This window comes from Paenisporosarcina sp. OV554 (assembly GCF_003058165.1).
Taxonomy (GTDB): domain Bacteria; phylum Bacillota; class Bacilli; order Bacillales_A; family Planococcaceae; genus Paenisporosarcina.
In genome coordinates this window covers 51,074-65,081 of sequence record NZ_QBUC01000002.1, presented here as the reverse complement: position 1 = coordinate 65,081, position 14,008 = coordinate 51,074, and the positions used below count along the sequence as shown (strand labels likewise).

The 14,008-nt window shown below is 38.4% G+C and carries 16 protein-coding genes; 4 read left to right on the top strand and 12 right to left on the bottom strand.

What is annotated here, in order from left to right; all coding sequences use genetic code 11:
* Positions 1-315 precede the first annotated feature (315 nt).
* The 6 genes from C8K15_RS02520 to pxpB all read right to left on the bottom strand — a co-directional run bounded on the left by C8K15_RS02520 (position 316) and on the right by pxpB (position 5,217).
* A complete protein-coding gene (locus tag C8K15_RS02520; RefSeq protein ID WP_108584859.1) occupies positions 316-498 on the bottom strand; it encodes a hypothetical protein in 183 nt (60 codons plus the stop codon).
* Between the two features lie 235 nt (positions 499-733).
* On the bottom strand, positions 734-1,516 hold the full coding sequence (locus tag C8K15_RS02515) for a putative hydro-lyase (RefSeq protein ID WP_108584858.1): 783 nt from the start codon (positions 1,514-1,516) through the stop codon (positions 734-736).
* Positions 1,517-1,525: 9 nt separating this feature from the next.
* Positions 1,526-2,731, bottom strand: coding sequence for an NRAMP family divalent metal transporter (locus C8K15_RS02510; RefSeq protein WP_108584857.1), 1,206 nt, complete (start codon positions 2,729-2,731; stop codon positions 1,526-1,528).
* A gap of 17 nt (positions 2,732-2,748) precedes the next feature.
* Positions 2,749-3,519 carry a LamB/YcsF family protein gene (locus C8K15_RS02505; RefSeq protein ID WP_108584856.1) on the bottom strand — a complete coding sequence of 257 codons (771 nt, stop codon included), beginning with the start codon at positions 3,517-3,519 and terminating at the stop codon, positions 2,749-2,751.
* 2 nt (positions 3,520-3,521) lie between these two features.
* A complete protein-coding gene (locus C8K15_RS02500) occupies positions 3,522-4,532 on the bottom strand; it encodes a 5-oxoprolinase subunit C family protein (RefSeq protein ID WP_108584855.1) in 1,011 nt (336 codons plus the stop codon).
* Positions 4,519-5,217, bottom strand: coding sequence for a 5-oxoprolinase subunit PxpB (gene pxpB / locus C8K15_RS02495; protein ID WP_108584854.1), 699 nt, complete (start codon positions 5,215-5,217; stop codon positions 4,519-4,521). Before pxpB ends, C8K15_RS02500 begins: the two co-directional genes overlap by 14 nt.
* Positions 5,218-5,423: 206 nt before the next feature.
* On the opposite strand from pxpB, the gene C8K15_RS02490 reads away from it, so the two are divergent.
* Positions 5,424-5,603: a hypothetical protein gene (locus C8K15_RS02490; RefSeq protein ID WP_108584853.1), complete on the top strand. Its 180-nt coding sequence runs from the start codon at positions 5,424-5,426 to the stop codon at positions 5,601-5,603.
* A 303-nt stretch (positions 5,604-5,906) separates the two neighbouring features.
* On the opposite strand, the gene C8K15_RS02485 is transcribed toward C8K15_RS02490, so the two are convergent.
* On the bottom strand, positions 5,907-6,083 hold the full coding sequence (locus tag C8K15_RS02485) for a YfhE family protein (RefSeq protein ID WP_108584852.1): 177 nt from the start codon (positions 6,081-6,083) through the stop codon (positions 5,907-5,909).
* A 143-nt stretch (positions 6,084-6,226) separates the two neighbouring features.
* Positions 6,227-7,429 carry an MFS transporter gene (locus C8K15_RS02480; RefSeq protein ID WP_108584851.1) on the bottom strand — a complete coding sequence of 401 codons (1,203 nt, stop codon included), beginning with the start codon at positions 7,427-7,429 and terminating at the stop codon, positions 6,227-6,229.
* 263 nt (positions 7,430-7,692) lie between these two features.
* Between C8K15_RS02480 and C8K15_RS02475 the strand changes: the two genes are divergently transcribed.
* Positions 7,693-8,019 carry a winged helix-turn-helix transcriptional regulator gene (locus C8K15_RS02475; protein ID WP_108584850.1) on the top strand — a complete coding sequence of 109 codons (327 nt, stop codon included), beginning with the start codon at positions 7,693-7,695 and terminating at the stop codon, positions 8,017-8,019.
* A 54-nt stretch (positions 8,020-8,073) separates the two neighbouring features.
* On the opposite strand, the gene C8K15_RS02470 is transcribed toward C8K15_RS02475, so the two are convergent.
* The 4 genes from C8K15_RS02470 to C8K15_RS02455 form a co-directional block, all read right to left on the bottom strand.
* A complete protein-coding gene (locus tag C8K15_RS02470; RefSeq protein ID WP_108584849.1) occupies positions 8,074-9,192 on the bottom strand; it encodes an NAD(P)/FAD-dependent oxidoreductase in 1,119 nt (372 codons plus the stop codon).
* Between the two features lie 236 nt (positions 9,193-9,428).
* Positions 9,429-9,617, bottom strand: coding sequence for an aspartyl-phosphate phosphatase Spo0E family protein (locus C8K15_RS02465; RefSeq protein ID WP_369973700.1), 189 nt, complete (start codon positions 9,615-9,617; stop codon positions 9,429-9,431).
* A 439-nt stretch (positions 9,618-10,056) separates the two neighbouring features.
* Positions 10,057-11,064 (bottom strand): LLM class flavin-dependent oxidoreductase, encoded by a 1,008-nt coding sequence (locus C8K15_RS02460; RefSeq protein ID WP_108584848.1) that lies wholly within the window; start codon positions 11,062-11,064, stop codon positions 10,057-10,059.
* 93 nt (positions 11,065-11,157) lie between these two features.
* Positions 11,158-12,117, bottom strand: a complete 960-nt coding sequence (locus tag C8K15_RS02455; RefSeq protein WP_108584847.1) for an aldo/keto reductase — start codon at positions 12,115-12,117, stop codon at positions 11,158-11,160.
* 372 nt (positions 12,118-12,489) lie between these two features.
* Between C8K15_RS02455 and C8K15_RS02450 the strand changes: the two genes are divergently transcribed.
* Together C8K15_RS02450 and C8K15_RS02445 are read left to right on the top strand one after the other, a co-directional pair.
* On the top strand, positions 12,490-13,464 hold the full coding sequence (locus C8K15_RS02450; RefSeq protein ID WP_108584846.1) for a proline dehydrogenase family protein: 975 nt from the start codon (positions 12,490-12,492) through the stop codon (positions 13,462-13,464).
* A gap of 111 nt (positions 13,465-13,575) precedes the next feature.
* Positions 13,576-13,851 carry an alpha/beta-type small acid-soluble spore protein gene (locus tag C8K15_RS02445; RefSeq protein WP_108585055.1) on the top strand — a complete coding sequence of 92 codons (276 nt, stop codon included), beginning with the start codon at positions 13,576-13,578 and terminating at the stop codon, positions 13,849-13,851.
* The last annotated feature ends 157 nt before the right edge of the window (positions 13,852-14,008 follow it).

The following is a 14,008-nucleotide window of genomic DNA, read 5'->3' as shown; positions in this document are numbered from 1 at the left end:
TGCGCCTTGTTTTATTGCTTGTTACATTAGCTAAAAGACCGTTAATTCAGTTGTGAATTAACGGTCTTTTAATTGTTTTGTCACTACTATTTTTCTCCTACTTACTCACCCAACTTTAGATTCCAACAAGCACAATATTTCAGACGCCAATGCTAATTTTTCCGACGTCATCGCACATTTTTCCGACGTCACCCCAAATAATTCAGACGTGATCTGCTATTATTCCGAATGAGACATCGTTTATCCTTAAAATAGAAAAAAACCCAAGTCTGGACTTTGCCATGACTCGGATTTTATAGTGGAACAATTAAGCAATCATCTTTTAAAGAGTTCCTGATATAATCCTTGAAACTTTCCTTCAACTACTTCGGAATGATACATCGCTTTTAATGCTAACGTTTTTTCTAGATCATGTTCTTTAACGATAGAATTTAAGCGTACTTTCAATTCTTCGTTTTCTTTTACGAGTTGCATCATTTTTGATTTGACGAATTTCATTAGAGAGTCCTCCTTTTGATGATACTATTGTTTATTCTGTTCAAGTCTTATGGTTTATTGTATAAATTCTCTCATTAATAGAAGAAAAACATACCTTTAGAATGGCATTACTGCAAGTTACACTCAATACTCTACTGCCCATCTTAGCATAAAAAAGCACCCCTCAGTCGAATTCTACTTGACCGAGGGGTACTAACTGGTAAAATTATTATCACTTATTCAGACATGGCAAAATTTAAATCACACTCACGTGTTCACTTTTCAAATCCGTGATAAACATGTGACCTGGTGCATGAGTAATCATCAAAGCTGGTTTCATATGCATGGCGATCGCTTGTGGCGTTACACCACATGCCCAAAATACGGGTACTTCGCCTTCTTTGATCGTTACCGCATCTCCAAAATCAGGCTGATTGATATTTGTAATACCAATCGATTCCGGGTTACCTATATGAATCGGAGCTCCGTGCACAGATGGAAAACGACTCGTTACTTGAACGGCTCGAATGACGTCTTTTTCTTTCATTGGACGCATGCTAACAACGGTTGGACCCGCAAACTTACCTGCAGAAACGGCTTCAATTGATGTTTTATACATCGGCACATTGACGCCTTCTTCATTATGTCTCATCGGAATACCGTTTTTGATTAATGCATCCTCGAACGTAAAGCTACAGCCAATGAGAAATCCCACCATATCGTCTGTCCAATAGTCTGTAATATCTGTCGGTTCAGCTACTACTTCTCCATTTTGATATACACGATATTTTGGCAAGTCCGTTCGTAGGTCTGCGTGGGGTGCAGACATTTTTGGAACGTAGGAACCAACATCAGTCACATCAATAAGTGGACATGATTTGGGATTCCTTTGACAAAACAACAGAAAATCAAATGCCAAATCTTTTGGCAATATAACTAAATTAGCTTGAATATAGTCTTCACATAAACCGGAAGTAGGCGAAGTCAATTCGCCACTACGCATTTTCCCTCTTACTTCATAAGTTGTGGTCAATTGCATTACTCCTTTCTACATAAATAATTTAGGAATTTCATTGATTAGTGTATATCCACCCATTAATGACATAGCGATCACAATAATGACACCAAATATAGTCATCCACAATGGATGTTTGTAATCTCCAACAATTTTTATTCTATACGCTGCAATCAACATAACTCCTAATGCGATTGGTAAAATTAATCCGTTAATTGATCCAACAAGAACTAGAATACTAACAGGTTTTCCAACTATGACAAAGACAATTGTTGAAATCGCGATAAACCCAATGATGATTTTTTTGTGATGCTTCTCTAACCACGGATGGAATGTGCGAATGAAGGACACCGATGTATATGCGGCACCAACGACTGATGTTATTGCTGCAGACCATAAGACAATCCCAAATATTTTGTAACCAATATTCCCTGCTGCTAATTTAAAAACAGAAGCTGGAGGGTTGGCAGGATCAAGCTTTAATCCTTGAGATACAACACCCAACACCGCAAGGAACAGGGCAATTCTCATAATTGCAGTAACCACAATTGCAAATACTGCACTACGGTTTACTTCAGGTAGAGCAGCTTTCCCTTTTATCCCAGCGTCAATTAACCGGTGACCACCTGCAAATGTGATATATCCACCAACAGTTCCTCCAACTAATGTGACAATCGCTAAAATATCAATCTTATCGGGCACAAAAGTTTTGACGACAGCTTCCCCTACAGGAGGTGCAGCTGTAAACATCACGTAAACCGTTAATGCAATCATTGCAAAACCTAAGATTTGTGAGAACTTGTCCATCGCTTTACCCGCTTCTTTAACAATAAAGATGCCTATTGCGAGAATACCACTTAGAATGGCTCCTAATTCTGGAGAGATTCCGAACAAAACATTCGTCCCAAGTCCTGCCCCCGCAATATTTCCGATGTTAAACGCCAGACCCCCCAAGACGATTAAAAAAGCTAAAAAGTAGCCAAGTCCAGGCAATACATCATTCGCAATATCTTGTGCACGTTTTTCAGATACGGCAATAATTCGCCAGATATTTAACTGAGCACCGATATCGATAATGATAGAGATTAATATTACGAATCCAAAGCTTGCTAGAAGTGACTCTGTAAAGACTGTCGTTTGTATTAAAAATCCGGGCCCAATAGCTGATGTCGCCATTAAGAATGCCGCTCCGAGTAATAAACTACGGTTAGTATTTTTCATTTTTTTTGCAGTTTTCATGGTATTCTCCTTTAGTCTTATTTAAACTCAGAAATTTTTTTCACATCGATTCCAGAAGTTTTCAACGTTTCCGAAATGCGTCTAGCAAAATCAAGTGCGTGAATACCATCGCCATGAATACATACCGTATCTGCCTGAATTGGCACTTCAGTTCCAATGGTGCTGGTAACCACTCCTTCTTTCACCATTCGGACAACTTGTTGAATCGCTGTGTCAGTATTGGTAATCAAAGCATTCGCTTCTTTTCGACTCGTCAGCGTTCCATCTATTTGATATGTACGATCAGAAAACACTTCGTTCGCGGTTCGTAAACCAATCTTCTCTCCCGCTTTAACAATTTCACTGCCTGATAAACCAAATAGGACTAACTGTGGATTAATGGCATACACAGCTTCTGCAATTGCTTCTGCTAATGCGGGATCAGTGGCTGCCATGTTAAATAATGCGCCGTGTGGCTTCACATGTTGCATCTCAGCACCCTCAGCTTTAACAAATCCATATAAAGCGCCAATTTGATACACCACGATTTCATAAGCTTCTCGAGGAGTGACCTGTAAATTTCTTCTCCCAAAGCCAGATAAGTCCTGAAATCCAGGATGTGCACCGATTCCAACACCCTTTTCCAAAGCAAGTTTCACCGTTTTACGCATGGTTGAAGGATCTCCAGCATGAAATCCACACGCAACATTTGCAGATGTTACAAAATCTAAAATTTCTTCATCATTGCCCATTTTGTACGTGCCAAAGCTTTCTCCCATGTCACAGTTCAAATCAACTAAATTCTTCATATTCAAATTCCCTCCTTAAATTTCAGAGAAATTGATTTGGTCAATTGAGCAATCAATCGTCTTTCATTCAACATCGCTTGTTGTGCTTCTTCTAGCGTGATTTTCTCAAAGCGAATACTTTCCCCAGGCTTTAATTGGCTTACTTTTGGTAAATCAACTGATGCGATTTGCCCAATTTTCGGGTATCCACCCGTCGTCTGCCGGTCCGCCATTAAAATGATGGGTTGCCCATCTGGTGGCACTTGAATGGAACCAAAAGCAACGCCTTCAGATACCAATTCTTTCGGTTCTTTTAATGTCAGTTGTGGTCCTTTCAAACGATAGCCCATCCGGTCAGAATCGGAAGATATTTGAAATGCTTCGTTATAAAAAACATCCTTACTTTTTTCATCGAATAATTTCGCCTGTCTTCCTTCGGTAACTCGAACAGAGTCTTCCGATTGATATATTGGGATTGCTTGAGTCATTAACGTCCAATCCACTTGTATAAAGGACGAGTCAGTCGCTTCTCTAGCTAATTTTTCTTTAAAAGTACGTATGTATTTGGATACCTCACCACTCTTAACAACGTCTCCTTTTTTAAGAGCTCTTCCATCAAAGCCACCTATTCCAGCTCGCAAGTACGTAGATTTACTATCCATTACTTCAGTTACTGAAATTCCACCAGCTACAGCTAAATAGGTACGACACCCTGAACGAGGCTTCCCAAAAGTTAACTTGCAGCCTTTTTTAGCGAGAATCGGACGCCACATTTTAATAGGAGTCCCATTTAGTAAAGGTGACAAATCTCCCCCCGTCAGTGAAAATAAACAATCCTCAAGAAATGTGAGTTGTGGACCCACTAACGTAATTTCAATTGTGGAATCGGTTTCTGAATTACCGACTAACACATTCGCAATTCGATGTGCATACGGGTCCATAACGCCACTTACAATGACGCCATATTTCTGAAAACCTCTTCTTCCAATATCTTGTACAGTGGTTTGTAAACCCTCTTTATTAATCTGCAGCATGGGTAGTCCCCTCCCATTCTGCATACTCTTCCTCGGATATTGGCTTAAAGATAATCCGGTCTCCCGCTTGTAATAAACTCGGTATTTTTTCCATTGGTAGGAATAGGTCAATTGGCGTTCGACCGATCAATTGCCAGCCTCCTGGTGTTTCAATGGGATAAACTCCCGTCTGGATCCCTGCAATCCCAACAGTCCGTTCAGGTATACGGAGCCTTGGCGTCGTTCGACGTGGAGCCGCAATCTTTTCAGACATTCCCTCGATAAATGGGAAACCAGGTGCAAAACCAATCATGTTAACTTCGTATGTTCCTGAAGAATGAATCGCTACAACTTCTTCAACACTTAACTGATTATGTTTTGCCACAAACTCAAGGTCTGGACCGTGTTCCCCACCATAGCAAACTGGAATCTCGATCGTGCGTTGTTCTAATGAAGTGAAGTCTTGCATTTCAACTAACGTTTTTTCTATTATTTTTTTAATATCTTTGTATTGTAATTCCGCTGTCACCTCGTAAAAAACAGTCACTGTCGTAAATGCAGGAATCACCTCAATTATCGAATCAATCAAAGTCTCTTCTATTCGTTTGGTTATTGATCGTACAAGGTTGGTTGCTTCTTTTGAAATCTCATTTCCAACCTCAATCACAATCGCTTCATCACCAAGTGGTGAATACGTTATTTCCATGATTTCACTTCCAAACATTTTCTGAAATATACGATAATTATAATGAAGATGTTGTATAGATACAACCTTTTATAAATAAACATGCATAATTAATCAAAAAATTCCCTTAATGACTAGAACATAATTACTATTCATGTGAAAATCATGTTTAAATTGCCATGTTAAGGGAATTAAACAAATACAACACAAACAGGAGGCGTTTTATTATGAAACGAAATACATTAGCAATGGCAGCACTTGGACTTGGCGCAGCTTTTCTTATGCGAAACAAGGACTCTCGCGAAAAACTCAAAGGACAAGTAAATGAATTCACGAAAAACGACGAGGGCAAAGGTATGATTGATCAAGTGCTCAACACAATTGATAAGAAAAAAACTACTGTATAAACTAGTAATAACCAATAGAGGCATACCCCAAGTTAAAGTACTAACTTGGGGTATGCCTATTTTTGTATTTATCCTGATTTAGTTTTCTTCCCGTTCAAATTGATTTATTCCAATTCAATTTAATTTCTTCCCATTAACGGTTCTTTTATTCCCGTTCACCCCTCCCACAAAAACTCGGAGTCTAGGGGCTAATTAGATTGGTTTTCGCTTCGCTACTGTCACGAAATGGATGCAATATAAAATCCCAGTCATATTACAATGACTGGGATTTTATATTGCAGAGAACCACTTATCGTATCCATTTTAATGCAGCTTTTTATCGCCTTTTTCCTTATCTTTCTTCCTGATACCTTTTACTCCTTCAAGTCCACTGGCTTTATCTGCTTTGTTAAACTCTTCGTTGTACAAAACTTCTTGCGCAGCACTCAAACCATTGTTCTCTTCAGCCATTTGCTGATGTGGAGGTTTTCTCTCACTCATTAACAAATTCTCCTCTCAAGATTAAGTATTGAATAACTAAGTTTTCCCTTACCACTCAAATTTATTCTAATAGAGGGAAAGATTTTCATTTAATATTCATACTATCTTTTTGGAAAGCTCTCGTGATTTGATAACTTAAAGTATTATGCATTTGTATGTCGTTCGAGACGTAATGACAGACCTGTCAGAAGGACTGCTCCTATAACCATGATTCCGCCAATCCATGGTGTATGAACTATACCAATTGTATTAATAACCAATCCGCCGATAATTGATCCCATGGCAATACCAACATTAAACGCGGCAATGTTTAATGCGGATGCCACGTCAACAGCTGCAGGAACATATTTTTCTGCAAGTTGCACGACGTTAAGTTGTAGCCCTGGAACATTCATAAATGCTACTAGACCCATCAAGATAACTGCAATTAACCCTGCTACTTTGAATGGAATCATAAATGTCATCACAATCATAATGATGGCGTGCATGATGAACATCCAAAACAAAGCGCGTGCTGGATTGTGATTTGCGAGACGACCACCAACTGCATTCCCTATTGCAACAGCAATTCCATAAACAAGAAGGACGATACTCACTAATTTCGAATCAATCTTGGTGACATCTTCAAGAATCGGTGTTAAATACGTAAACGCAACAAAAGTTCCGCCGTAACCGAAAGCTGTTATTGCAAACCCTAGTAAAAGACGACTATTTGTAACAAGTCGGAACATATCACTAAATTTTGCAGGTGGAGATTGTTTTAAGTTTTTAGGAATTAACAACGCGATTGCTACTATTGCAATAACTCCTAGTGCCGCAACACCCCAAAACGTTGCACGCCACCCAAATGCTTGCCCAATAAACGTCCCAAGTGGTACACCCGTGACGGTAGCAACCGTTAACCCTGTAAACATTAACGCAATTGCACTCGCTTTTTTATGAGCAGGCACTAATTGCACGGCAATTGTTGCGCCAATAGAGAAGAAAACACCATGTGAGAATGCGGTAATAAACCGAGCGACCATTAACAACTCAAATGAAGTCGACATCGCTGCCACTATATTTCCCACAATAAATACGACCATTAAAACCATCAACAGAGTTTTTCTACTCACCCGATTGGTGAGTGCTGTTAAGATGGGTGCTCCAACAGCAACACCTATCGCATAGCCAGAAATTAACAAGCCGGCTAATGTTATTCCTATATCAAAGTCCTTTGCAATTGTAGCTAATAATCCTACAGGAACAAATTCCGTAGTTCCGATCCCAAAGGCACTGATTGCAAGCGCCCATAAAGCTAGTCTTCCTTTTCTCGCTTTGTCATCAGCTGTATGTGAATGATTCATTTATTGTTCCCCCTCATTTTTTCTATAAATAGTGTTCAGGAAAATCGGCATTTTACTTACCGTCTTCCTTGCAAACCTTATTATGCGCTCAAGGTCAAATAAAGAATAGTACGCACTTTAAAGTACTGTAGGCACTTTTTAGTACCTATATCTATTTAAGAGAGGCGGATGTAAAGTGGTATATGGTAACATACATTTAATTAGTTTTTTAGATGTATTCAAATAGAAACTTTAGAACTCATTGATATAGAGGAGGAAACAATATGGCATACAATATTCCCGTCGAAGCAACTCTTGATGTGATTGGTGGAAAATGGAAAGTAGTCATTATGTGTCATTTGATTAAAGAGGAACGACGCACAAGTGAATTAAAAAAGCTCATGCCGGCCATTACACAAAAGATGCTTACTCAGCAGCTACGAGAGTTAGAGGAAGATGGTGTTGTTAACCGAATGGTATTTGATCAAGTACCACCAAAAGTTATTTATTCTTTAACTGACTATGGTTGGTCACTGCGTCCTATTTTGGATGCCATGTGCGCTTGGGGAGAACATCATATGGAGATAGCTGAGGAAGTAGAAAAGATTTAAAAAATAACCAAAACCCCCGGAGTGAAAAATCACTACGGGGGTTTTCCTATATATTTATTTACCAATGGCACCTGACACTTCGTATAAATCCAAATCGATATCAAGATTTTCATTAAGTGCCAGCTTCGCCAGTTGGGTTCCTAAAAAAGGTCCTACTGTTAAACCAGAAGCACCAAGTCCGTTTGCTAGAAGGAGTCCTTCGTAGCCAGGTACTTCTCCGATGATAGGAAGAAAGTTCGGAGTAAATGGTCGGAAACCTACACGTGTTTCAACAAACGTACTGTCCCTTAAACCAGGAGCAATTAACAATGCCTTGCTAAACACTTCATGTACACCTCCTGCAGTGACTCGTAAATCAAACTTTTTGTCATCTTCATGAGTAGCTCCAATTACAACTTGACCGTTATCAAAAGCAAGTATGTACTGATCATTCGGCGGCATCACTACCGGCCAATTTTCCGTTTGTACATCTTGTAAATGAAGGTGCACAATTTGTGCTTTCTGAGCAGTCAATTGCAAATCAATACCAAGTGGTGATAAAAGTACATCTGCCCATGCTCCTGCCGTGACAATCACACAGTCCGCATCGTAACTCTCTTGATTGACTCGGATTCCTGTAACTTTCGAATCGTCATGTTCAATTTCAGCGGATCCGTAAATGAAAGTAGCCCCATGCTTTTTCGCGGCATTGACCAATGCTTGTCGAAGGTCCCTCCCATTTACTCGCGCAGCTCCACTTACAAAAACTGAAGCGAATTCTTCAGAAAGCGGAGGAAATAATGAAACTGTTTCAGACGGTGTGACTTGTCTTACTGTACCGATTTCCGGAGCATCTTGACTCCTTAACACTGCGCGCTCTTCCATCTTCAAAAGTTTCTCATGATCTGTATGGAGACTAATGGCCCCTACTCGCTTATACCCCGTATTCGTCTCTCCATCCTCTTCAAGAAGTCGAATCAGAGTTTCATAATAAGCAGCCCCACTTTTCGCAAGAGAATACCATGCTTTATTGCGTCTTTGCGAGAGCCACGGGCAAATAATGCCTGCAGCAGCATCTGTAGCCTGTCCTGGATCTTGTCGATCCACAACAGTTACTTGTGCACCAGCTTTCGCTAAATGATAGGCTGTCGAAGCTCCTAGAATCCCAGCACCAATTACTATTATTTCTTTCATATAAGCACCTTTTTCAAATAGATTTCTACCTCTATTTTACACAATAAAAGCTTGCTGATTCAAAATGAAGGGTGCGTCAATTGAAAAGCTATAAATCCAATGAAAAAATAGCACAACAAAAACCCAGTGTTACGAATCGTTACACTGGGTTAATTATTGGTGAAAATGAAGACAAATAAGGTAGTCTAGACGTGTAGAACAAGTTAGTTATCCACAAACAACATAGTTGTCTTAAATTACCCTACTTCATCGTACGGAAATATGCCTTGATAATGATTCAATAACTTATCAAGTTCTTGGCTCGACGCCACGACTTTAGCGTGTGTATAACCTAATTGTTTTGCTTTTTTATACATGTCCTTCTTTTTCAAATTAATTTGTTTTAGCAATAAATGTTGTTTATAGACCAACTTTATTCTCATCATGTGTTTGACCTCCAAAGCTTTATAGTTAAGTTAATACATTTATTTGATTTCATTTTTTAGTTAATTCACTCATCTGAAAAAGTTCTTTCCAGATATAAGTATTAACTATTTATCCAGAGATTTACTCCATTAAACATGGTTTTTTAAAAAATATTTATTCTACATGAAAAATATTGGATGATTATATGTACATTGATAGATTAAAAAACAGGCGACTCTGGATATAGGAAGCGGTGTCTTTCTCCGGAGGATTGGTGTCCATCTCCAAGCGAATGGTCGGAAACGTTACACGAGTGGATAGAAACTCAAATTGAATGGATGAAAACCTATAGTAAGTGGACGAAAACCATTCTCAAAGTTCAAAGGTAGCTCTAATAAACAAATACAATAACAGCAAAAAACAGGCAGAGAATATATCTCGGCCTGTTCATTTTATCTATTACAGCTCAGCTATTGCTTCTTTCAGTATTTCATACGAGCGTTTTCTAGCCGTTTGATCGTAAATATACGTCACCGCGATTAATTCATCCAATTGGAATTTATCGAAGAACTTTTTCGCTTGTCCTTGAATTGCTTGTTTATTACCTTTAAATGAATAGACAGACATTCCGCGAACAGCGCTTTCTTCAAAGGGACTCCATAAGCCATCCATCGAATCTACTGGAGGTTGCAAGAAATTCTCTGATCGTCTTACCACATTTAAATAAAATCGATTAGTTGTAGTAGAAAGTTTTTCAGCTTCTTCATTCGTATCCGCCGCAACAACATTTACACAAACCATTACATACGGCTCAGCTAAATACTCAGATGGTGTAAATTGATTGTGGTAGATTTGTAATGCTTCTTCTAATTGAGTAGGTGCAAAGTGAGCAGCAAAAACATAAGGCAAGCCTAATCGCGCGGCTAACGAAGCACTAGAAGTACTTGACCCTAAAATGTAGATTGGTACTTGAGCATCTACACCTGGAAAAGCACGAACCGCTCCTTGTTGATCAAGTGCTTTAAAATAATTTTGTAACTCTACAACATCTTGTGGAAAAGCAAAAGCTGTTTCTTGCGTTGTTCGACGTAAAGCATGCGCAGTTCTCATATCCGTCCCCGGTGCACGCCCTAAACCTAAATCAACTCGCTTCGGATACATCGCTTCTAATGTACCAAACTGTTCGGCTACTACAAGAGGTGCGTGATTCGGCAACATAATTCCTCCTGAACCTACTCTAATCGATTGTGTATTTTCCAACACATGTCCAATTAAAATAGATGTGGCAGAACTAATAACTGTTGGCATATTATGATGCTCAGTTAACCAGTAACGAAGATAACCTAATTTTTCTGTATGTTGAGCTAAATTGACCATATCGCCAATCGCTTCTTTATGAGTATCACCTTCGCGTACTGCGACTAAATCCAGTACGGAAACAGGAATGGAGTTATATTCTTTTGTCATAGTATTATTCCTTTCGTAAATCAAAGTATCTACTCTTGATGGTATAGACCTCAAACCGGATCTTCAAGATATCTGCTTACGAAAAGAGTCCTTTTATAACAAATTTACTCGTTGCTTCAATTCATCTGTCCATTGCCAGTCACTTATTTTAGCGGCATCAGTTACGTGATAAGATTTGCTAGCTCCAACAATTGCAGATGTTACAGCTGGTTGATTTAAAATCCAAGCTAAAGAAAATTGTGATAAATTCACATCATGTTCTTCTGCAGCTTGTTTATATGCTTCCACCTTTGAAAAATTTTCATCCTTGAAATAGTTCTGAATGAGCCTTTCACCTCTAGCAGCTCGACTTCCCTCAGGCACGTCGTCGCGAGATGTATATTTTCCAGATAACATTCCGCGAGCCATTGGACTATACACAAGCAATCCCACATTTTCAGATAAGCAGTACGGTACCACTTCGTTTTCCAATTCTCGTGATAACAAATTATATTGAGATTGAGATGAAACAAAGTGCTCAAGGCCATGCAAATTGCTTATTCCATTTGCTTTAGCTATTTGCCAAGCGGCATAATTGGAACACCCGATATAACGTACCTTTCCTTGGTTAACCAAGGCTGTTAAAGTAGACAACGTTTCGTCAAGTGGTGTTTGGTCATCAAATCGGTGAACTTGATATAAATCTATGTAATCCGTTTGAAGCCTTTGCAATGAATACTCGAGCTCTCGCAAGATATGAAATTTTGACAATCCAGCATCATTCGGATCTTTCCCCATTGGCAACCCAACTTTTGTTGCTAAAACGACTTTATCGCGTCTTCCTTTTAAAGCTCTGCCAATAATTTCTTCAGATTCTCCAGTGCCATATAAAAATTGTTCATCTTGACCCTTGCCATAAAAATTAGCTGTATCTATTAAGTTAATCCCTGCATCCAGTGCGGTATCCAAAATCTGAACAGAGGCTTTTTCATCAATCCATCTCCCGAATGCCATTGTTCCAAGACTCAAATTTGAAACACGTAAACCACTATATCCTAAATTCGAATAAATCATCTAACTCCTCCTTCTAATGTGAACTTTCTATTCGTGTATTATTCAATATTCAGTATGGTAGTCCCTTTAATTGCAGAGCATAAAAATATTCATAATTATACAATTATTTTAGTTAAAACAAGAAAAATATTCCTTAATTGCATATGAAAATTCAGTACTTTCAGATTTCAGCTTATATCTAGACCATTATTGGGAAGAATAACACTTTAATGAAACAATTTCCGTACATTATCGCCTCAATTAGTAGGCATGTTCGTCAAAAAGAATTATAATAAAATGTAATCATGATTCACATGATACTATTTAGTGATTCTTATTATTTAAGCAGGATATAAGATAACATAGAATGAACCACTTTCAGGAGGAAAAATCATGTTAAAAGATGTATTTATGGCTTTATCAAAAAATCAATTGTTGACGAGTGCAGCAAAAAAATACGGTTTGAAGTTAGGTGCACAAACAGTAGTAGCTGGAACAAATGTCGAAGATACAATTAAAAGCATTCGTGAATTGAATGCAAAAGGCATTAGTGCTACCGTTGATAACTTAGGCGAATTCGTTTTTGAAAGATCTGAAGCGTTAAAGGCTAAAGGAAGCATTCTTGAAGTAATTGAAGCTATTCATGCAAATGGTGTAGATGCTCATATTTCATTGAAACCTACACAACTTGGTCTCGATATCGATTATGATTTCTGTTATGAAAACTTACTTGAAATCGTAGCTGCTGCAAGTAAATACGATATGCACATCAATCTTGATATGGAGGATTATGGTCATTTACAACCTTCATTTGATTTAATGGATAAACTTACTGAGAACTACAGCAATGTAGGTACTGTGATTCAAGCTTACTTCTACCGTGCACAGGACGACATTGAGAAATACAAAGATATGCGATTACGCATCGTAAAAGGCGCTTACAAAGAAGCAGTTGAAAATGCGTACCAAACGAAAGAAGAAATTGATGCAAACTACATCAAACTAATTGAGTATCATTTACTAAATGGTAAATTCTCTTCAATCGCAACACACGATCATCATGTAATCAACCACGTGAAGAAATTTGTAGAAGAAAACCAAATTTCAAACGATAAATTCGAGTTCCAAATGCTTTATGGTTTCCGTAAAGATATGCAAGTTGATTTAGCAAAACAAGGCTATAATTTCTGCACATACGTACCGTTTGGCGACGACTGGTACGGATACTTTATGAGAAGATTAGCTGAACGCCCACAAAACTTGAACCTTGTTGTAAAACAAATCTTCAATAAACGTACTAACACTGCAATTGGGGTCTTTGCAGGTGCATTTGCACTAAGCCGTTTGACTTCTAAAAAGAAAAAATAATGTGAAATGCTGTTCTCTTCTGAGGACAGCATTTTTTTCTTTCATTATTTGAAACACAAAGAAGCATGCATCTTCCCTTTCAGGAAATACTGTCTGAAAGAGGAGGAAATGATTGTGGCCAGAAAGAATAAAATTTTAGTTCCTGAAGCAAGACAAGGTTTGGATCAATTAAAAAATCGAGTTATGGAGTCTCAAGGATACGGTTTGAACTCATCTCTAAGTGAGGATGTAAAATACGAAATCGCTGATGAACTCGGGATTCCTTTAAATAGAGAGTATAACGGAAACCTCACATCCAAACAGGCTGGAACAATTGGCGGTCCGATTGGTGGCAATATGGTGAAAGAGATGATAAAGCTGGCGCAAGAACAATTGGCCAGAAAATGAAGGTCTGTTAAAATCTCCATAGTAAATTGAGAATAACCATCATGCCCAGTCAATAGTTGTTTTGGCTGGGATTGTTATTTACATACATAGAAATCAACACAGGTTGTATAATCAAACAAAAATAGAATTCTTCAGGATTGAGCATCCTAACAACATT

Excerpts from the sequence above, each read along its gene's own strand:
- C8K15_RS02485 (WP_108584852.1), bottom strand. The coding sequence starts at position 6,083 with ATGAGTGAGAGAAAACCTCCACATCAGCAAATGGCTGAAGAGAACAAT.
- C8K15_RS02510 (WP_108584857.1), bottom strand. The coding sequence starts at position 2,731 with ATGAAAACTGCAAAAAAAATGAAAAATACTAACCGTAGTTTATTACTC.
- C8K15_RS02455 (WP_108584847.1), bottom strand. The coding sequence starts at position 12,117 with ATGATTTATTCGAATTTAGGATATAGTGGTTTACGTGTTTCAAATTTG.
- C8K15_RS02490 (WP_108584853.1), top strand. The coding sequence starts at position 5,424 with ATGAAACGAAATACATTAGCAATGGCAGCACTTGGACTTGGCGCAGCT.
- C8K15_RS02460 (WP_108584848.1), bottom strand. The coding sequence starts at position 11,064 with ATGACAAAAGAATATAACTCCATTCCTGTTTCCGTACTGGATTTAGTC.
- C8K15_RS02520 (WP_108584859.1), bottom strand. The coding sequence starts at position 498 with ATGAAATTCGTCAAATCAAAAATGATGCAACTCGTAAAAGAAAACGAA.
- C8K15_RS02470 (WP_108584849.1), bottom strand. The coding sequence starts at position 9,192 with ATGAAAGAAATAATAGTAATTGGTGCTGGGATTCTAGGAGCTTCGACA.
- C8K15_RS02500 (WP_108584855.1), bottom strand. The coding sequence starts at position 4,532 with ATGCTGCAGATTAATAAAGAGGGTTTACAAACCACTGTACAAGATATT.
- C8K15_RS02475 (WP_108584850.1), top strand. The coding sequence starts at position 7,693 with ATGGCATACAATATTCCCGTCGAAGCAACTCTTGATGTGATTGGTGGA.
- C8K15_RS02505 (WP_108584856.1), bottom strand. The coding sequence starts at position 3,519 with ATGAAGAATTTAGTTGATTTGAACTGTGACATGGGAGAAAGCTTTGGC.
- C8K15_RS02465 (WP_369973700.1), bottom strand. The coding sequence starts at position 9,617 with ATGATGAGAATAAAGTTGGTCTATAAACAACATTTATTGCTAAAACAA.
- C8K15_RS02450 (WP_108584846.1), top strand. The coding sequence starts at position 12,490 with ATGTTAAAAGATGTATTTATGGCTTTATCAAAAAATCAATTGTTGACG.
- C8K15_RS02480 (WP_108584851.1), bottom strand. The coding sequence starts at position 7,429 with ATGAATCATTCACATACAGCTGATGACAAAGCGAGAAAAGGAAGACTA.
- C8K15_RS02515 (WP_108584858.1), bottom strand. The coding sequence starts at position 1,516 with ATGCAATTGACCACAACTTATGAAGTAAGAGGGAAAATGCGTAGTGGC.
- pxpB (WP_108584854.1), bottom strand. The coding sequence starts at position 5,217 with ATGGAAATAACGTATTCACCACTTGGTGATGAAGCGATTGTGATTGAG.